Raw genomic sequence first — 17,040 nt, 5'->3', positions numbered from 1 at the left:
ATGGATTTCGAAGCTTTTAAAGAGTTAGTAGAGAAAACAAAAAATGACCATCCTGTTTGGTTTGGAATGGAATCAGATGAAAGTCCCAATGAAGCAGCCGTAGCTGTAGCTGAAGAGAAGCTTGGTGCCAAGCTTCCTGCCGACTATAAGAATTTCATCTTTAAGTACGGTGGAGGATATTTTGCATTTTCTAACGTGTTTTCTCTAGACGATAGTAGCGACTGGCATTTGGTCGATATTAATTATAAGTATGATGCAATTCGTAGTGGTCATGTGTTGATTTCGGAAAATGGTTCCGGCGATTTTTATGGGTTTAAGGTCGTTGATGGTATTTGTGAGCCAAAAATATATTTCTATGATCACGAAGTAGAGACATGGCAGGAGTCACCATATAGCAACCTCTTTGACTACTTGGAGAAGTTTGCGCTCTCTAACTAATTTGTTGTTACAATTTAATAGCCCTATAGCTGTGGGGCTATTTCTTTAAGTGACAGTAAAAATTAATTTCTAGTATGTTTTTTTGGACACCCATAGATAAGGGTAGGGGGCTAACCGAGGTGCAGGTACTCCCTCCTGTTGATGACTGGTTTTTCTTGAATTGGTACTAAGGCATAATGAAAGGGCCAAGCATTATGCTTCGGATTTGAAAAGTAGGGTTTTAGGTAAAATCTGAAAGGAATGAAGGCAGTGGCAGGGAGTCGGAATTAGCAGGGTGCACCAGAAAGGTAGCGTTGGCAATTGCTGGTGCCGTGTACCCAGCGTTTCCCGAGTTTGATACAAGCTTGTCGTACAGTCTCTGCTGATCCAACCAAGCCATTAAAGCAGTATTCAAAACTACGGCTGAGATACAACCAGTATTTTGGTGGTATACCCAGGCGTTCGAGTATGGAAGGAGCCTTCTCAGAAATGGGGCCGCGCTTTCTGGGACCTAGATGTCGACCACTCCAGTCCACTAGCTCTAAATAGTGATCGTGCCGAAAGGGCAGCCCTTTCGGCATATTCAGTTTCTCACTTGTTATTCCTCCTGATACGCACATAAATTTCTTCGCGGTAAACAGGCAGGGATTTGGGGGCATTGATCCCTATCTTCACTTGACTGCCTTTGACCTCCAATACTGTAACTGAGATATTGGTTCCAATTCTTAAGTTCTCGCCGGTCCGGCGCTTTAAAATCAACATGGTCATTTCCTGCAGAGACTAAAAATCGTGTGCGGATCTTCCGCATGGGGGATGCTTGGTAAGTAATACGTGGCAGAAGTGAAGGGCGGTGCACGAGAACGGTAAGCGTAGAATAATAAAAGACAGATGCAACGCTGCCAGGGCTTGAAGGATCTATTCAAGCCTCTGAATCTGCTCCACTTTATTGAAGACGAGCGGGTTTCTAGCGTATTATCCACTGAGCCACTTTGATACTAGGGTTATCAATTTGGTTAGCTGGCCCCTGGTGTGTCACCACCTTGGGTCAGCGCCTTTTACTTACTCTTACGTCACGCTACCGTTCTCCTTTGAGAGATGGGGTTGGAAAGCTCTTGGGTTTCTTGATCTTTTGGTTGCGAGCCTATTCAGGCATACTCAATTACGGCCAATATATCGATAAATATCTGCCAATTCTACGCAGCTTTGACACTAAAACAAACTGAATAAAATCCAATAAGATTATTTTCGTGCCTATATTTTTATGGGCTTTATCTATAAAAGTATTAACTTCCTATCAATAATTCGCGCTTAAATTAAGGTTGTCCTGATTTAACAAGCAGAATTGAAAATTATTAATTCCTCAACAGCGGTCGCAGTAGCTTTGAATACAATACCTTCGGTGAGCGCACTGTCAGCTCTAATGCCAAGATCCAGGTGGCTGGCACCTTCTACGATAAGCTCGGCCGAGTTCCTGGCACAGTCAACAATGGCGATACCTTTGCCAGGCTGTGCGATCAAAACGGCCACTCTGGGCTTTTAACCACCGGAGGCTGCAACGAAGACTGTATCTGCCTGTTTGAATACCAGCTGGAGACTTATCATCTGATGGCTATCTATACGGTGATCGATGAAGAAAAAGTCTTCCCGGAATGCCGCTTACCACCGGACTACCGCTGGCCATGCCGCCGATGGTGAGATATTCCACAGCCTTTATAACAGTCTATGAAAGCGCTGAGTCCAATGCTGTTACCAAAGCAACTGAGGTGAGTGCGCCTACAGTAATGGCAACCTGACTTCCAACGGCACCGGGAGAGCGTTCACTTGCCCCGCTTTCGATAAGCCGTGCCCGATTACCAACACCGAGAGTGGTGGATGCGCCGTCCTTTTCTATGGCCCGGATCGCGCCTACTGCACCGCCTCTATTGAATCCACTAAATCTATAAATGGCCTTCCAAGTTTTGACTGAAGTAAAGCCTGTGCTTAGAATTGATACCCAATCACTCGTGGGTAGGAAGAGTGCTACCGGCAATAGCACCGTGCTTTCTAGGGTCTATATACCGGCTGCATTAGTCCACAAGTCCCACATAAGGAAGCGTAACTAGTCGGTTATACCCCGTACTCAGAGTTTACCGAGGTTATCGTACTGCCTGAACTGAGCCCGCTCAACCTTTAAGATGACTTTAATAGTTTAGATTGGAGTGATGATGGAGTTATCCCCCAATACATCCATATGTTAACCTGTCTTTGCTGCTTAAATTAATGTATAGACAGATTTCTTAAATCAGCAACATTTGAATAAATACTACAGTCATCACTGCTCTTTATTACTACATCTCTTTTGGCTGCCAGTGCTGATAAAAGAATACTTAAATACATCTTCCCTTCTTCGGTAGTTCCCTCGAAAGCAAATGAAAAGCTGGCATTTGTTGAGCAGGTTACCTCCCCGGTTGGGGTGTCTTCAGTTTCAATAAAGATTCGCCCTTGATATTGCGGACCCGTATGAATTTGGGAAATCTTTCCTGAATAAGTAAGCTCGGCATTGCTGAATGCAGAATAAAAGCTCAGCAAAACCACTACCAAAATTCTCATTTTGATTTTCCTGTAGTAAATTATAAAATTTTAAAAAATATAAAGGTGTTAGTGTAGGGGTGTATGATACAATATTTTGATTGCACTCGCTAGCTGGTGTAAATTATATATTATTTGTTATCTCACCTATTCTGTCCGTTCGGTTGTGCATGTAGGTTCGAGAAAGCATTTGATCCTTGTTTCAACTCCATGGCGCTTATAGCTAAGGTTGTTTCTATTGCTCAAGCATCGGTTTTTGGTTGGTGGGCCCTGGTGTCAATCCGCCAAGATTAAGCTCATTTTTGGAAAGGCTATAACTTGGTTTTAATTGGGTGAGATGTGGAGGTTGTTTCTGGATGCCCGCAGGTTGAAAGGTGAATAAAAAATAGTTTAGTGAGCTCCTTACTATTTTATTGGGGCGCCTGTCTGTATTAATTATTTAAGCGATTCTTGGTGTGTTTAATATCTAAGAGGGGCGATCTGAAGTTTTGAGAGGTTTTTCGGAGAGTTTTACTCTTTTATAAATAGAGTTTGCGACTTATACTTACTATTTAATGGTGACCATAAAACTACAAGACGGATATTATTCAAGGGTGAATTATTTGAATAACGGAAAAATTTTATTGCTTGGGTGTCTTCTTGCCTCTGTTAACGCTTATTCTGATAGCCAGACATGTACTGGTGATGTTTCTACAGTAGAAGTTGCTGCAAATGGAAATATTCACGCTAGCATAAAAGATAGTACTGGAGATACTAATTTTCATAGTGTGGGAATTTGTAGAGTTACAGAAGACGTGGGTGAGTTTGCTGTGGAGTCCTGTAAGGCAGCCTTAACTCTTCTAACCACTGCTCATGCGACAGGAAGGGAGGTAACCCTATGGTTTCGGGAGGATCAGTTTTCTTCTTGTACACAGTCGTGGGGAGAGGTTTGGTCTCAGGGAGTTTATCATCTTCGATTGAAAGAAGGCTAAGAGACCAGGCTTTCTGATGGATAAATAGTTGTTTGAAGGGGCAATCCTAGACATCCATACGTCATGATGAACCAAAAAAAGACTGGAAGCGGAACCTCTGCCCAGAGAGCCCCAGCAAACTGCTGGGGTCGATTTTAGCAATTGTTTTATTTTGGTTTAGTGCTAAGCATTATGATGTTATAGGGAGTTTCAGTTGGGCTAGAAATAGTCAATTTGGGACATGGTCAGAAAGGATAGTGCTGAGGAGATAAGCGGAAAATAGCAGTATATTGTAGAAAGGGTAATCCTTTTTTATATTGCCTGGGTGCAATGGTATGGATACTAACTTTTTAGGTCGTTGGCCTTATGAGTTGGCATCTTCGTGTAGATAGGTAGTGAGTCTATCTACTGTTAAATTGATAGTGTTGTAAGGGGCTTATCTTTTTAAACTGATGTGAATGGGTGCGGTTAGTGGTAATATAGGCGGAGCTTTTCACTTAAGTTAAAACTTCAGAAAAGGGTGCACTGTGATGAAGAAGGCGTTGCTATTATTTTGTGCCCTGTGTTCGGTAAATGGATGGGCTTCCGGTGGATATATAGCCCAAAGTGTTGAGATTACGGCAGTCGCAAATACCGCAGCAAACGGTATGTCGTTTACGGTGAAGACTGCTAATGGTAATGGCTTGTGTAGCGGTGAGTCCATAACCTTTCCGTTATCAGTGGCAGGTAATGCAGGGAATAATGAAGAGATTCATGGTCGGGCTTACGCCGCTCTGCCCTTACTGCGCTGACCACTGGTAAAAAAGTTTCTATATATAGCTATGAGGACTCTTCAGTTTGCAATCGTGCGGCCTTTATTGAAATCTTTAAGTAAATTGTTTTAGTTTTATTTAATAAGTTTAGGGTGATAGTGTGTTAAGGCTTAAAGCTTTTATTTGCTTATTTCTACTTTCTTTTTCTGCTGTTGCGGAGGAAGTTTGGTTTACTTCAACGGTCACAAGGGTATATCCCCATGGGGATGGTCATTTCGTTATAACTTTTGCCGACGACTCTCCCGGCTGTCCAAGCGGTATTGACCCCAAGTACCATCGGGTAAAAGTTGGGGAGAATGGTGTGACTGAGGAAGGGTTAAATCTGATGTTTAGTGCGGCTTTAGCGGGAGCTGCAGCAGGGAAGGAAGTTCGAATTAATTTTGATGGTAGCAGTAGCACCTGTTATATAAATAGATTGTTTGTTAAATATTAAGGGCTGTGCTTGCAAGGTGCTAGCGTTTTGCGAGCAGTCTTTAACTATATAGTAGAACTTACAAGGCGTTGTTATTGTTTTCTCTTTGTATTTAGTAAACGCATAGGCTTCCGGTAGATATATGGTCAAGGTATAGAATGTGCGGTAATCCTTGCAATCGCGCAGCCTTTATTGGAATTCTGGCTTTTATTTTCTGGGTTTAGGGTGGTTGTATGTTAAGGTTAAGAGCTTTTGTTTTTTTAGTTGTTTTTTCATTTCCTGCAGTTGCGGAGGAGGTTTGGTTTACTTCAACGATCACAAAAGTATACCCTCACGGGGATGGTCGGTTTGTTGTAACTTTTGATGACGACTCTAGTGCCTGTGTTAATGGTAATGACCCAAAGCACCATTGGGTGGTTCTGGGGGAAAATGGTGTTACAGAGCAAGGGCTAAAATTAATGTTTAGTGTGGCTTTGACAGGAGCGTCAGGAGGGAAAGAGGTTACAATTAATTTTGATGATAGCACTAACTGGTGCTATATAAGTAGATTGTTTATTCGATATTGAGGCCTGCAGATCTTTACTCGTAATGTAGTGGAATATCGCAAACCAAGTATACTTCTTTGATGGATGTCCGGAAATACGTTCGCTGTTTTTCTTTTGGCCCCGAGTGAATTCGTCTCAGAATTTGGTGTAAGTATTGATGTCTTTAATTGTTGGTGCATCAGCTCTATTTGAAGTTCTCTTTTATGGGGTAAGTAATTAGGCAAGGGTATCTGAGTGCTATTTGATAGGTAAATTATTTTTCTATCTTTTGTTTTTATTTGAAGTTAATAGTGTGAATTTCACGGTATGAAAATATTTGATTTGGGCAGCGGGCTGCCCAGAAGGTAATTGTTGTGTGAGTTATATAGAATTATGAATAAGATGTATTTGCTTTTTTAAAACAGAAAGCTTATGAGGTTTGTCACTCTAATTGAAACGCTGATTCTGTTTAATTTATTGTTGAGTACCGAGTAGGAGAGGTGCAAGATTGTGCTAGGATACACAAGCCTCACCTTTTTATTATAGTGATTTTTAGGATATATTGATGAGAAGAAGTATAGTTGCAATGTTAGCAGTAATCTTAATGAGTACGTCTGCGCTAGCTGAAGACTGGGTAACTCATACGGATACGATTGAGAATTTAGATGTTTGGCCTTCTGGTAGTAATGCGTGGGCGATATCGATTGTGCCAAGTACAGAGCCCAATGCAAGCTGCCCCGATGGCTTTTATATTGAGCACAATGCGGTTAACAGTTCAGCAGCTTATAGTACTCTTTTGACCGCTTTCAGTATGGGACTTCCGGTATCTATACAGTTTAAAGTATCTACTACTTTAAACGATTACTGTAAAGCGAATCGAATAAGGTTAAAAGCTTCTTAAAGGTAATAGTTTGACTTTGCGAGTGGCGGATCTGACGGGTTCGCCTTCTCTGGTTTTTATTTCTGATGCCTATTCTAATGGCTATTTCTTTCTGGTTTAGAGTTAAGCGCTATGAAATCGTGGGGAGTTCTACTTGAGGCTCGAAACGGTGGGTTTGGATAAAAACAGAACGGATAGCGTTAGGACATTGGGTGGAAATTAGTAGGATTTAGTAAGCGAAAAATTCAGGACACCTATTGGTTAAAAGGTAACATGGGTCGGTCATACAGCTGGCAAGGGCTTATGCATCCACCAAATCCTGGGGCTTAAAAGAGTGCTGCACGATCACCTTCGGGATTGGCCTGGCACGTGATAGCGTCAGCCTCAACAGCAAGTAGATCAATCGATCTTCTACAGAGCTGTCCGCCAAAAAGGTGCAATGGAATTTGGACGTTTCTATTTCACTGCGATCAAATGGATTACTCTCTAAAAAACACAGGGCCAATTCTTAATCTTTCAAGAGTCGCTGGTAGTGGGCATTAACCTTAAGGTTTAGTCAGGTGTCTGGGGGCTTCGAATCGATAAAATTACAATACGGTACTAATTATTTGCTTTCGTATAAGTTGCTGAACAAATTCACTGTGTATAAAATAGATAAGTTGGATTTTACCTCATTTGTAAAAAAATGAGGTAAAGTTACTATAACTGGTACAAATGAAACAGTTATCGTTCCAAAATAGAAATAAGGATTTATAATGAAACGTCAGTTAGCAGCAATTATAGTGGCAGGTTTGCTGAGTGCTAATAGCTATGCAGCAGAATACTCCGGATGGACAAGCATCGAACAAATTTCTCTTGGATGGGGAAGTAAAAGGGTAAACTTAATGTTAAAGGATGAGATGCCTGATCCACTTGATTGTAGTGATGCTAACTCAATGGTGCAGGCAGATGAAAATGCACCGAATTTAGATCATATCCTTTCTATTGCTCTCACCGCTCATTCAGCAGGAAAAGAAGTAAACCTGGTAATCGATGATGAAAACTGTTCAGCTGGCGGTAATATTAGATTGCTTTCTCTATTGATTAGATAATTAATAAAAGTAAGACTGATATATATCTAGGTTAGAGGCGGTGCGACAGCTGTAGGGCAAATTGAATCAAGCTAAGCGCACCGTATAAACGGTCAGGTTTTACAATTGACAAACTGATTGTTGTAATTTTAGATTGCGATAGGTGTTGCTAATTTTTTAAATGGGACAATGAACTTTGTCCCGTTTGTAGATAGAAGCACAATAATTTTTTATTGGAGTGTTAATGTGAGATTTTTTTCGTTATTTTTGATTTTTTTCTCTGCTAGTGTTTTTGCGGACTTTCCTGAAGAGCAGGGTGAGATTAATTTTCTACAGGTCCATAAAACGCCTGAGTCAGACTCATCCTCAGGTAATAGATTTATTGTCAGACTAGATGGAGATATGTCTGACGATACTTGTGGTGGTGGACAGTGGACTGGTTATTTGACGTCTGAAGCTGGTGCGGCCCAATACTCAATGCTGCTTTCTTCTGTAATGGCCGGGAAGAAAGTGAAGATTGAAGGAAATTCAAATGTGATCTGTGAGGGGACTTCCACTCTTATTCGAAACATTTATTTGGTGTTCTAAGTCAACTTTATAGTGGTTTCGCGCTGAGGATGTTGGAGTGCCGTTTTAATGGTAGATCTTCAGCGCATTAATAGAGTTTATGGGTTTGACAGTTTCCCTTCTTTTCATTTTATTTTACTGGTTTTGTATGCCCCCTCGGCGTCATGTCTTTTGAGGCGATTCAATTTTGACATAAACAGATGGTTTTTAATATGATTAAAGGGCAGCTCTGGCACTTGGGGAATTAAGCTCAATCATGGTTTGGGCTTCTAAGGAGAGAGTGAGAAAGCGTCTATATAACTAATAACGTTCACCAATTTGTAACCTTACTTAATGCATTAAAATCTTCAAGTAGACCTTGTGATCTGCTTCCTCTGGTTGAACGTAGCTCTCGTTAAATTGGATGAATTTTTTACTATTTAGTTCTTCTTCAGTTTCTGATGATTTATTAAAAGTCTTTTGGAGCGGCTATGGTTGCTAAATCTTATTTCTTAAAGCTTGTTAAGCTTAATTAGCGGTTAGCTGTGTTTAAAGTGTTGAAACATACCGTTCTCTGAGACATTTCAAGGTTAATAGGAAGATTTTGATATTGGCATAATTTCTACGCCAACTCTGTCATGTATCTTTACAGATTCATTTTTTGCTCAAAATTAATTCTTGAAATATCTGCTAATCTTACTACCAGCGGGCTGGCGGCATTTATAACTATAAGCGGTCAATGGGTTAGGTAATGCAGGATTTTCTGGATCATTTCACTACCCTAATCGAGTGGGCAAACCTGCTCGCCTGGGGCGGACTCGGTGGCATCTGGTGGCTTGGAATCTTGATTCTGGGTTTGCTGCCGGCGGGGCTCTACTTTTCTATTCGCACTCGCTTTATACAATTTCGTCACTTTGGTCATATGGTCAAAGTCATGATTCGTGGCATCCATAAGGAAAATGAAAACTCGGTAACTGCCTTTCAAGCATTTGCCACCAGCGCAGCTGCGAGAATCGGCACCGGAAATATTGCTGGTGTGGCTGTGGCTATAACCGCTGGCGGGCCCGGAGCGGTGTTTTGGATGTGGCTGGTGGCCTTGCTGGGGATGGCCACCAGTTTGGTGGAGAATACTCTCGCGCAAACTTACAAAGAGCGCGGCGATGTTCCCGGGGCGTTTCGCGGCGGGCCTGCCTATTACATTGAAAAGGGGTTGGGACCACAGTGGAAATGGCTGTCCCTGACTTTTTCAGTTTTTCTCATGATTTGTTACGGATTTACCTTTAATGCTGTGCAGTCAAATACGATGGCTGCCGCATTGTATGTAGCTTGGGGTGTAAGCCCTTTATGGGTGGGTTTTTTTATTGCACTCTTTGCCGGGATTATTGTTTTTGGCGGTATTCGTTCAATTGCGCGCTTTGCGGGTATTGTTGTCCCTTTTATGGCAATTGGTTATTTGTTGGTAGCTTTCTATGTTTTGGTCGCCAATATTGCTGAATTACCTGGGGTGCTGTTGGAAATTCTGGCAAATGCCTTTGGATTTCAGGAAGCTGGGGCGGGGGCCTTTGGTGCGGCGGTGGCCAATGGAATCAAGCGGGGCCTGTTTTCCAATGAAGCTGGACTTGGCTCCTCGCCCAATGTCGCTGCTGCTGCAGATGTAAAACACCCAATGGTGCAGGGATACGTGCAAATGGCATCGGTATTTCTCGATACCATTATTATCTGCACTTCCACGGCAGCAATTATCTTGGTGGCAGACGTCTTTATGGTCGGTAATTTGGAAGGGGTTGAGTTAGTTCAAGACGCACTGGCGAGCGAGGTGGGTACCTGGGGAAGCAATTTTATTGCTACTGCATTGATGTTTTTTGCCTTTACATCAATTATCGGTAACTACTATTACGGCGAAACCAATATTTATTACCTCTACCATACCCGAACATCCATCTTATGTTATCGGCTATTGTTTTTGATGTTCGTACTTTTTGGGGCTTGGGTGGCAGATACGGGAAGTGCAGAAAACTTTGTCTTTCTTTGGCGTATGGCCGATGTCTCGATGGGTTTTATGGCATCGGCAAACCTTATAGCTATCTTACTTTTGTCTGGTGTGGCCTTTAAGGTAATGGCAGATTACGAGAGTCAGTTGTCTTCCGGGGTGCGCGAGCCGGTGTTCAATGGAAGTAAATTTAAAATAAAGGGCATTGAGCACGATGTTTGGGGTTGATACCAATTTGAGGTTGATACCAAGAGTGCTCAATGCCATCCAGTTACAAGCTGGGCTTGTGCATCGCCAGATAGAAAATAGCGACTACTTGAAGGAAGGCAAGTACACAGGCAGTGATTCTAATTGGCTTGGAGAAGTTGGGGCGCAAAGCAAAGACGCCAGCAATAATGTAGCCAAATACCAGGGCTACTTTCGCAGCTAGCCAGGGCGATGTGCCCGGGTTCCAGCTGCCGAGAACCACCAGTCCGGCAGCCGCAGCTAACAGCAAGGTGTCGTTGAGGTGTGGCACCCAGCGCAGGGGGCCATTTCGCCAGCCCGTGTTGTGGCTGAACTCCAATCCCACTCTGATGGTAAACAGCAGGATACTGAGCGCTGCGGCGGTCATGTGGACGTGTTTTATAAGGGCATAATCAATCATGGTTATGATCTGGCTGTATGTTGACCAAGGTTTTCTGTGTGCCTTCCAGACAAAGGGAAGGTGTGATTCTAGCCGCCAAAGCATAACGACATGCTGCGGTCGGATGCAATATGCAAAGCGGGGAAGGCAAGAAACCTACTGCTAGCGATATCTCATAAGTTAATACCGCTAGCAGTAGGTACAGATCATATCTGTCAGTTTGCTTTGGTGGAGCGGCCTCAGGTTTTGGTGCTGGCGGGGCCCATATGCGCGAGATTAGTTCAGGTTTCTGATCTGGCCATACTTCATCCGTTGCGTTACGCCATGTTCAGCCCGAATCATGTTTTCGTTAATGGCTAGCGGGTCAGTAGGTACATTACCGTCATCGTCACTGAGCCCGACAGTGGCGATCTCCTCACGCAATTCCATGGAGCCACCTACCCAAATCCAGCCGCTAGTTCTGGTTGAGATCAGGTTGTTGCGGTTCGGGATAGTTATATTGTTATAAACAATATTTAGACCGCCATTGGCAATACGGGCCATGGTTAAGGGGGCATTTTGCTGGCGGAGGACTCTGCCCATGGGTGCTTGGCGTTCATCCGCCAGGAAAGTGGAGTTTGCGCTGCCCGACAGGTATCGCCCGCGATTACAGCGGTCAGCATGAACCAATTCATGGGCTAGGGTGATATAGCTCGGGCAATTCCCCATTGCTACGGTGCCGTTGTTGGCCAGGTTGGCGGTTTGCAGGGCTGTATTGTTCCACATTACAACGCCGCTGGAGCCACTGCTCATCACTTTGGCCATAAAGCCTCTGTCCGGGCTTACTAGTGGGAGGTAGCTCTTAAAGCCACTCCATACTTGATCCATCAGCCACTGGTCGGGACGAAATCCGAGAGCGTGGTGCTCAGTAATTCTTGTATCGTGGCGGCTGGCAATTAGTCGGCGTAGCAGAGTGGTGCTGTTAGCCCTCAAAGCAGCTGCAGTCAAAATACCAACTCCCTCTGTAATTCTCAGCACATGGCGCCCCCCGGTTCGGTATCGCTCCTGTGTATAGGTAAGCGCGGTGCCGACACCGCCGACAAGAGTATTCAGGGCAGCCCTTACCTGTGTGATAAATGTGATATTACTGGAGTCAATGCAGAGTCCCATTGTTATTTTCCTGTCCTGCTCGCAATACGAATTATCGTGGCTGAGAAAAATTGTGACTTTTCGAAATTATTTAAATGGAAATTAATATCTAAGAGGGATAAAGCTAAAGATATTAATCGATATGATTTTGCTAATAGTGTTCTGTACTTGCTTAGAATTTTTGAACTGAGAAGTTCTCTTTGGTCAGGTTGTATATTTTGTAAGCGAGGCAGGATGGGTTCATGGAAAATTAATATTTTTCTTGTAATTTTTATGAAATACATCTTGTAACTATCTAAATAATTATTTTAGGGATGTTCCTACGAACTCTACTCCCAACTGGTACGTTTTGCTATATATTTTATTTTCCATGATGATTATTTTAATAAATTTAAATAATTGCTTGTTGAGCGGTGTTGGGAGTGCGCAATTTGGCAGCTTATGTGCTTGTCTGCTTTTTGGTTCTGCTTGGGTCTCAAGGGATGTAGCTGTGACGTATTAAGGAAGGTATTTGGGGGGGAGATGTGGGATTAACCGTTAAATTAGCGCTGGTGTTAGTTGTTGTTGCGGCTTTGATTCTGGTATATGCAACTGTTTCCTATAAATAATATAAATGGGTAGCGGTTGAGTATCCTGTTGATATAACAAAAAAGGGGAGAAGTGAATTTAACTTCCGATCGCAATTAAGTGTGCCCTACGAGCTGGAGTTTCAGACAGAAAGGGTGCTTGATTTTCGCGAGAAAAATTGTCGGTTGGGTATTCATTTTCTTGATAAGGAAAAATATAAAGATCATTCTGAAACGCTGGCTATCGATTGGGCAATTTTAGAGGAGGGGATCGAGGTTGCAGTGGGTAAGAGCGGTGACAAGGCCTCAGGATTTTGGGGGTCAACCATGGGAAAAACACTGTATGTATTCGAAACAATAAAGGGTAAGAATTATACCATTCTAGCTTCTGTGATAGAGCCTGACCCTGCACTTGCTGTTACGGACCCGGTGCTTAAGGTGGTAATTGATCGGGTAGAACACAAGAATGCCGTTGTTTACCCCGGCCTGCTTAATTTAACTTCTTATCTGCTAATTGTTATCGCTGCTGCAATTTGCTTCACTGGATTTATCTTCAAGCGGCTGACTTGAAATTGCTAGCTTGAACCACACATAAGTAGATCCAAATGGCGATTTGTAAATGGGTTTGATTTATCAGGAGGAGTCTAAATAGTCCCACTGTTAATAAGCGTCAAACTCTAGTGCTTATGGTACATTTTGTACAGAGTGAAGGTCGTTGTTCATAATCAATCGGAAAAAGGATACGGCGATATGTTAAAGGCGGAATATCAAGAGCGCGGACCAGTGCCGCAGGATGTTATTGAGGCGGTGTCCTTTGATACCCCTGAACTTCAAGAGGGGCAGGTGTTGCTGGAGATGCTGGCAGCTCCAATTAACCCTTCAGATGTTCTGACTCTGACGGGCGATTATGGGATGTTGCCTCCTCTTCCTGCGGTTGGAGGCAATGAAGGTGTTGCTAAGGTCGTCAAACATGGACCTAATGTTACCGCGCCAGCCATTGGCCAGGTCGTTCTCCTGCCGGTAGGAAGCGGCACCTGGGCCACACATATGGTGGCCAATGCCCAGGGGCTGATTCCGCTCCCGAATAATGTGGACCCTCTACAGCTTTCCATGATAACGATTAATCCGCCAACAGCTTACTTGCTGTTGAGCGAATTTGTAGATCTCAAGGAGGGGGATTGGGTTATTCAGAATGCCGCAAACTCCGGTGTGGGGTCTTATCTGACAACCCTGGCCAAGTTGCGGGGCCTGAAAGTGATCAATGTTGTCCGCCGTGAGTCTTTGATTGAGCCGATGGAGGCCGCAGGTGCTGATGTGGTTCTCGTGGATGGTGAGCACCTGGGTAAGCGAGTGGCTGAGGCTACTGGTGGTGCTGAGATCAAGCTAGGCATTGATGCTGTTGGTGGAATGGCAACTGCTCGCATGGGCGAAGCTCTGTCAAATGGCGCAACCTTAGTGAATTATGGCGCACTTAGCGGGGAACCCTGCGTTATCGCACCGGGGATGATCATCTTTAAAGACATCACCGTGCGCGGGTTCTGGTTGGCCAAGTGGTTTGGCTCGGCATCCCCAGAGCGGCAACAGGAAGTTTTTGGCACTATCACAAAGCTTGTAGCGGAAGGTAAGTTATCTGCACCAGTTCATGGCACATACCCGCTGTCTGAAATCAAAGAAGCGGTAAGAATAGCTGCGGCAGGTGGACGTGACGGCAAAGTACTGGTTGTTAGTGAAAGCCTTGCCAGTTGAATTCTAAGTATTAAATAGTATCCCACCAAAAGTGCCACCTGATTAGGCGGCACTTTCGAAGACAGCTCCGTCATTTTTTCAGAGCTTTATTCCCCAAATGCTACCCTTGATGTCAACTCTGATTTTCATCTAAATTCATCTGCTGCCCATTGCTTTCTGAAAAGCGTTAGTTCGTGGAAATCGACAACGACGAGTTTGTTGTTTATATAAAATTTTCAACTTATGTGGACTTTAGTTTTTCTGTCTAACTTCATGGAGATTGCTGCCAGCTAATGGAGGAAAGTACCGGCGCATGCCTTGTCTTGTCCCAGGAAGTGCCAAAGCGCTTAGGGGAAGAGTACCGCTCATGCCACCAAAAGTTGGTAGACATTGCGCTAGAGTGCGATGGATTACGTGAGGTCAGTTTGTTGGAGCCCGTCTCTAAAATTCAAAATGAGTGGGTTCAAATTTTTCAGTTTGAGACGATTGCTCAACTGGAGGAGTTTATCAGTAATGGATTATTTAAAGACCTGATTATTTTTTTGGAGAAGCAGTTTTCTGTTGAAGTGGTGTCACAAGTTATAGCTGAAGCAGATCAGTTGACAGTGCCGGTGACAATTGTGATTTCCAAGAGTGTTAAGCCAGAGTGCTTTCGCGAATATATGGAGTGGCAGGAAAAGATAAATGAAGCAATTAAAGCATTTCCAGGTTTTTTGGGGGCAGGTCTTACCAAACCTATCAAAGGCGTTCAGGATGATTGGGTAGTGGTGTTTCGGTTTGATTCCAATAAGCATCTTGATGATTGGCTTGACTCTGATGAACATCAGAAGTTGGTGAAATTAGGGGAGGGTTTTTTTAGGGATGTAAATGTAAAGCGGATAGGGCACGGATTTGAAGATTGGTTTACTCATGCTCGTGGACGAGCCAACAATACTGGGCCCGCGCAGTGGAAGATGGCAATGCTGGTTCTACTGATGTTGTACCCCATAGTTATGGCGATTGAAATATGGCTGTTGCCCTTGGTGAAGGATTGGCCGTTTGCATCAACCAATTTTGTTGTGAGTATGCTGATTGTTTCTTCACTTTCGTGGGTGGCTATACCCGCCATGACTAAAGTTTTTAAAGTTTGGTTGTCAGATACATCTGGGAAGCTAACTCGAGTAAATCTCATGGGAACTATAGTGGTTATAGTGCTGTATTTTATTTTGGTAATACTTGTTGGTTGGGTAGCTAAATTGCCCACAGTCTAAGGTGGTATATAAGAGATTCTAGGGCTATTTTTCATCGAGAGTCTGTCGTTATCTGCAGTTTACAGGGCCAATGGTTGACAATCTGGAGCACATTTAGTGAGTAACTTAAAGAATCGTTCCGAGAGTAAAGACTGGCCAGAATTACCCTACGCTGAGTCGGTAAATACGATTGCCACCCTGCATATGTGGATGCAAGTTATTGGCAAGATTCGCCTGGTACAAACCCCTTGGATCAATCACTCCTGGCATGTTCCTTTATATATTACCGCCAGAGGGCTGGAGACATCCCTTATCCCATACGGAGGGCGGTCGTTTTCAATTGGCTTCGATTTCTATCATCACGTGCTAAAGCTCATCACCACTGATGGGGGAGAATGGGTATTACCCTTGGAGTCGCGCACAGTATCTGATTTCTACTGGGAAGTGATGGCTGCGCTCAAGCAGCTAGGTATACCGGTTGAGATTAACACTATGCCATCCGAAGTGGCGGACGCGATACCCTTTGAGAGGGATCAGGATAACTACGAGTATGATCCTGAATATACTAAACAGCTGTGGCAGGCATTGGTGCAAATTCATCGGGTTTTCACTGAATTTCGCAGTCGTTTTATTGGCAAGTGCAGTCCAATTCATTTTTTTTGGGGAAGTTTTGATTTAGCACTTACACGTTTTTCTGGCAGGGAGGCGCCTCCGCACCCTGGAGGCGTTCCACACTTTCCCGATTGGGTGGCCAGGGAAGCCTACTCCCATGAGGTTAGCAGTGCCGGTTTTTGGCCTGGTGGCGGTGGTGTAGATGGCGCTTGCTTCTATTCATATTCATACCCAGAGCCCCAGGGGTTTCCCGAAGCAAGGGTGGCGCCTGCCTCAGCTTACTATTCTAAAGATTTGGGTGAGTTCTTACTGCCCTATGATGCAGTGAGAGCTTCACGTTCCCCTGATGAGGCGCTGTTTGATTTTTTGCAGAGTACTTATGAAGCCGCAGCCGATAAGGGAATGTGGGATAGGTCTGCCTTGGAGGAAAGTTTCCCCCCACAAGCCCGGTAGAATTCGTGGGGGTTTTGCTTATTCTCTGCTTTTAAGCTGCTCGATAAATGCATCAGCTGCTTGTTCTATAAGCTGGAGAATATGTTGAAACCCTTCAATACCACCATAGTAAGGATCGGGCACTTCAGCTAAATCACTATCTTGCAACACTGATAAAAATAACCCTAGTTGGGCGTCTGATGAGTCAGGCTGCAAGGATTGCAGTGCTTCCAGGTTATCTTTGTCCATCGCAAAGATATGATCATATTTTGTAAAGTCGGTAGTGGCTACCTGGCGAGCATAGCTATTTTCAAATGAATAGCCATTTTCTTCACCAATAGCCAAAGTTCGGGGATCTGGTCGCTTACCTGCGTGGTAGCTGATGATGCCCGCGGAGTCGACGGAAACAGGAATACCCGCCTGATGCGCCTTGGTGCGGAAAACGGCTTCCGCTAAGGGGGAGCGACAAATATTACCGAGGCAGACAAATAATATCGAGAGATCTGAATTAGCTGTCAAAATAGCTCCAAGATACTTCGGGTCAATTAAAGAGG

The 17,040-nt window shown here is 43.8% G+C and carries 22 protein-coding genes; 15 read left to right on the top strand and 7 right to left on the bottom strand.

Features of this window, described 5'->3' with window-relative positions:
- Positions 1-438 carry an SMI1/KNR4 family protein gene (locus tag BTJ40_RS13715; RefSeq protein ID WP_108733626.1) on the top strand — a complete coding sequence of 146 codons (438 nt, stop codon included), beginning with the start codon at positions 1-3 and terminating at the stop codon, positions 436-438.
- Between the two features lie 266 nt (positions 439-704).
- Here the strand turns inward: BTJ40_RS13715 and BTJ40_RS22350 are convergent, their stop codons facing one another.
- Positions 705-998: a hypothetical protein gene (locus BTJ40_RS22350; protein ID WP_157954071.1), complete on the bottom strand. Its 294-nt coding sequence runs from the start codon at positions 996-998 to the stop codon at positions 705-707.
- 10 nt (positions 999-1,008) lie between these two features.
- Positions 1,009-1,179: a carbon storage regulator CsrA gene (gene csrA, locus BTJ40_RS13710; protein ID WP_108733625.1), complete on the bottom strand. Its 171-nt coding sequence runs from the start codon at positions 1,177-1,179 to the stop codon at positions 1,009-1,011.
- A gap of 672 nt (positions 1,180-1,851) precedes the next feature.
- Between csrA and BTJ40_RS22345 the strand changes: the two genes are divergently transcribed.
- Entirely contained in the window at positions 1,852-2,112 is a 261-nt protein-coding gene (locus tag BTJ40_RS22345; protein ID WP_157954070.1) for a hypothetical protein, read from the top strand.
- A 25-nt stretch (positions 2,113-2,137) separates the two neighbouring features.
- Here the strand turns inward: BTJ40_RS22345 and BTJ40_RS13700 are convergent, their stop codons facing one another.
- Positions 2,138-2,452 (bottom strand): hypothetical protein, encoded by a 315-nt coding sequence (locus BTJ40_RS13700; RefSeq protein ID WP_108733623.1) that lies wholly within the window; start codon positions 2,450-2,452, stop codon positions 2,138-2,140.
- Positions 2,453-2,673: 221 nt separating this feature from the next.
- Positions 2,674-3,006 carry a hypothetical protein gene (locus BTJ40_RS13695; protein ID WP_108733622.1) on the bottom strand — a complete coding sequence of 111 codons (333 nt, stop codon included), beginning with the start codon at positions 3,004-3,006 and terminating at the stop codon, positions 2,674-2,676.
- Between the two features lie 581 nt (positions 3,007-3,587).
- Here BTJ40_RS13695 and BTJ40_RS13690 point away from each other — a divergent pair.
- The 9 genes from BTJ40_RS13690 (at position 3,588) to BTJ40_RS13660 (ending at position 10,397) form a co-directional block, all read left to right on the top strand.
- On the top strand, positions 3,588-3,956 hold the full coding sequence (locus tag BTJ40_RS13690) for a hypothetical protein (RefSeq protein ID WP_157954069.1): 369 nt from the start codon (positions 3,588-3,590) through the stop codon (positions 3,954-3,956).
- A gap of 509 nt (positions 3,957-4,465) precedes the next feature.
- The gene (locus BTJ40_RS13685; protein ID WP_108733620.1) at positions 4,466-4,726 is read left to right on the top strand and encodes a DUF5992 family protein; all 261 of its coding nucleotides are present in this window, start codon (positions 4,466-4,468) and stop codon (positions 4,724-4,726) included.
- Complete coding sequence (locus BTJ40_RS23190; protein ID WP_369974287.1) at positions 4,723-4,809, top strand: hypothetical protein; 87 nt, start codon at positions 4,723-4,725, stop codon at positions 4,807-4,809. Before BTJ40_RS13685 ends, BTJ40_RS23190 begins: the two co-directional genes overlap by 4 nt.
- Positions 4,810-4,847: 38 nt before the next feature.
- Positions 4,848-5,180 (top strand): response regulator receiver protein, encoded by a 333-nt coding sequence (locus BTJ40_RS13680; RefSeq protein WP_238152006.1) that lies wholly within the window; start codon positions 4,848-4,850, stop codon positions 5,178-5,180.
- 212 nt (positions 5,181-5,392) lie between these two features.
- Positions 5,393-5,725 carry a response regulator receiver protein gene (locus BTJ40_RS13675; RefSeq protein WP_108733619.1) on the top strand — a complete coding sequence of 111 codons (333 nt, stop codon included), beginning with the start codon at positions 5,393-5,395 and terminating at the stop codon, positions 5,723-5,725.
- Positions 5,726-6,248: 523 nt separating this feature from the next.
- Complete coding sequence (locus BTJ40_RS22340; protein ID WP_157954068.1) at positions 6,249-6,584, top strand: hypothetical protein; 336 nt, start codon at positions 6,249-6,251, stop codon at positions 6,582-6,584.
- A gap of 734 nt (positions 6,585-7,318) precedes the next feature.
- Complete coding sequence (locus BTJ40_RS13670; protein WP_108733618.1) at positions 7,319-7,654, top strand: hypothetical protein; 336 nt, start codon at positions 7,319-7,321, stop codon at positions 7,652-7,654.
- Between the two features lie 225 nt (positions 7,655-7,879).
- On the top strand, positions 7,880-8,221 hold the full coding sequence (locus BTJ40_RS13665) for a hypothetical protein (protein ID WP_108733617.1): 342 nt from the start codon (positions 7,880-7,882) through the stop codon (positions 8,219-8,221).
- A gap of 709 nt (positions 8,222-8,930) precedes the next feature.
- The gene (locus BTJ40_RS13660) at positions 8,931-10,397 is read left to right on the top strand and encodes a sodium:alanine symporter family protein (protein WP_108733616.1); all 1,467 of its coding nucleotides are present in this window, start codon (positions 8,931-8,933) and stop codon (positions 10,395-10,397) included.
- A gap of 43 nt (positions 10,398-10,440) precedes the next feature.
- On the opposite strand, the gene BTJ40_RS13650 is transcribed toward BTJ40_RS13660, so the two are convergent.
- A complete protein-coding gene (locus BTJ40_RS13650; RefSeq protein ID WP_108733614.1) occupies positions 10,441-10,815 on the bottom strand; it encodes a SirB2 family protein in 375 nt (124 codons plus the stop codon).
- 255 nt (positions 10,816-11,070) lie between these two features.
- The gene (locus BTJ40_RS13645; RefSeq protein ID WP_108733613.1) at positions 11,071-11,943 is read right to left on the bottom strand and encodes a M91 family zinc metallopeptidase; all 873 of its coding nucleotides are present in this window, start codon (positions 11,941-11,943) and stop codon (positions 11,071-11,073) included.
- A gap of 668 nt (positions 11,944-12,611) precedes the next feature.
- Between BTJ40_RS13645 and BTJ40_RS13640 the strand changes: the two genes are divergently transcribed.
- From BTJ40_RS13640 to BTJ40_RS13625, 4 genes are all read left to right on the top strand, one after another.
- Positions 12,612-13,058 (top strand): hypothetical protein, encoded by a 447-nt coding sequence (locus BTJ40_RS13640; RefSeq protein WP_108733612.1) that lies wholly within the window; start codon positions 12,612-12,614, stop codon positions 13,056-13,058.
- Between the two features lie 180 nt (positions 13,059-13,238).
- Positions 13,239-14,234, top strand: a complete 996-nt coding sequence (locus BTJ40_RS13635; RefSeq protein WP_108733611.1) for a zinc-dependent alcohol dehydrogenase family protein — start codon at positions 13,239-13,241, stop codon at positions 14,232-14,234.
- Between the two features lie 272 nt (positions 14,235-14,506).
- A complete protein-coding gene (locus tag BTJ40_RS13630; protein ID WP_108733610.1) occupies positions 14,507-15,463 on the top strand; it encodes an antibiotic biosynthesis monooxygenase in 957 nt (318 codons plus the stop codon).
- Positions 15,464-15,559: 96 nt separating this feature from the next.
- Positions 15,560-16,507, top strand: a complete 948-nt coding sequence (locus BTJ40_RS13625) for a DUF5996 family protein (RefSeq protein ID WP_108733609.1) — start codon at positions 15,560-15,562, stop codon at positions 16,505-16,507.
- Between the two features lie 18 nt (positions 16,508-16,525).
- On the opposite strand, the gene BTJ40_RS13620 is transcribed toward BTJ40_RS13625, so the two are convergent.
- A complete protein-coding gene (locus BTJ40_RS13620) occupies positions 16,526-17,005 on the bottom strand; it encodes a low molecular weight protein-tyrosine-phosphatase (protein ID WP_108733608.1) in 480 nt (159 codons plus the stop codon).
- Positions 17,006-17,040: the final 35 nt, after the last annotated feature.

The organism is Microbulbifer sp. A4B17, assembly GCF_003076275.1.
Classification (GTDB): Bacteria; Pseudomonadota; Gammaproteobacteria; order Pseudomonadales; family Cellvibrionaceae; genus Microbulbifer.
The sequence above is the reverse complement of the archived record's forward strand: the minus strand, read 5'-3'. Positions and strand labels throughout refer to the sequence as shown.

What these genes read in the sequence shown, in the direction of transcription:
- BTJ40_RS13715 (WP_108733626.1), top strand. Translation starts at nt 1, where the DNA reads ATGGATTTCGAAGCTTTTAAAGAGTTAGTAGAGAAAACAAAAAATGAC.
- BTJ40_RS22350 (WP_157954071.1), bottom strand. Translation starts at nt 998, where the DNA reads ATGCCGAAAGGGCTGCCCTTTCGGCACGATCACTATTTAGAGCTAGTG.
- csrA (WP_108733625.1), bottom strand. Translation starts at nt 1,179, where the DNA reads ATGTTGATTTTAAAGCGCCGGACCGGCGAGAACTTAAGAATTGGAACC.
- BTJ40_RS13695 (WP_108733622.1), bottom strand. Translation starts at nt 3,006, where the DNA reads ATGAGAATTTTGGTAGTGGTTTTGCTGAGCTTTTATTCTGCATTCAGC.
- BTJ40_RS13685 (WP_108733620.1), top strand. Translation starts at nt 4,466, where the DNA reads ATGAAGAAGGCGTTGCTATTATTTTGTGCCCTGTGTTCGGTAAATGGA.
- BTJ40_RS13675 (WP_108733619.1), top strand. Translation starts at nt 5,393, where the DNA reads ATGTTAAGGTTAAGAGCTTTTGTTTTTTTAGTTGTTTTTTCATTTCCT.
- BTJ40_RS22340 (WP_157954068.1), top strand. Translation starts at nt 6,249, where the DNA reads ATGAGAAGAAGTATAGTTGCAATGTTAGCAGTAATCTTAATGAGTACG.
- BTJ40_RS13670 (WP_108733618.1), top strand. Translation starts at nt 7,319, where the DNA reads ATGAAACGTCAGTTAGCAGCAATTATAGTGGCAGGTTTGCTGAGTGCT.
- BTJ40_RS13660 (WP_108733616.1), top strand. Translation starts at nt 8,931, where the DNA reads ATGCAGGATTTTCTGGATCATTTCACTACCCTAATCGAGTGGGCAAAC.
- BTJ40_RS13650 (WP_108733614.1), bottom strand. Translation starts at nt 10,815, where the DNA reads ATGATTGATTATGCCCTTATAAAACACGTCCACATGACCGCCGCAGCG.
- BTJ40_RS13645 (WP_108733613.1), bottom strand. Translation starts at nt 11,943, where the DNA reads ATGGGACTCTGCATTGACTCCAGTAATATCACATTTATCACACAGGTA.
- BTJ40_RS13635 (WP_108733611.1), top strand. Translation starts at nt 13,239, where the DNA reads ATGTTAAAGGCGGAATATCAAGAGCGCGGACCAGTGCCGCAGGATGTT.
- BTJ40_RS13630 (WP_108733610.1), top strand. Translation starts at nt 14,507, where the DNA reads ATGGAGGAAAGTACCGGCGCATGCCTTGTCTTGTCCCAGGAAGTGCCA.